Origin of the sequence: Streptomyces sp. NRRL S-87 (assembly GCF_000719335.1) — a bacterium.
Classification (GTDB): domain Bacteria; phylum Actinomycetota; class Actinomycetes; order Streptomycetales; family Streptomycetaceae; genus Streptomyces.
This window is the reverse complement of sequence record NZ_JOGB01000230.1, coordinates 1-297: the sequence shown is the minus strand read 5'-3', so window position 1 is coordinate 297 and position 297 is coordinate 1. Positions and strand designations below refer to the sequence as shown.

Below are 297 nucleotides of genomic sequence, written 5' to 3'. Positions count from 1 at the left end.
GTGCCCGATGTTCGACTTGATCGAGCCCAGCAGCAGCGGACGACCCTCCGGCCTGTCCTGGCCGTACGTCGCCAGCAGCGCCTGCGCCTCGATCGGGTCACCCAACCGCGTACCCGTACCGTGCGCCTCCACCGCATCCACATCAGCGGCCGACAGACCCGCGCTCGCCAGCGCGGCCCGGATCACCCGCTGCTGCGACGGACCGTTCGGAGCCGTCAGACCGTTGCTCGCACCGTCCTGGTTCACCGCCGAACCACGCACCACCGCCAGCACCGGATGACCGTTGCGCCGGGCGTC

The 297-nt window shown here is 71.0% G+C and carries 1 protein-coding gene; it reads right to left on the bottom strand.

Features of this window, described 5'->3' with window-relative positions:
- Positions 1-297: hypothetical protein (locus IF43_RS37605; protein ID WP_037891771.1), on the bottom strand; the 297-nt coding region annotated here is incomplete at both ends.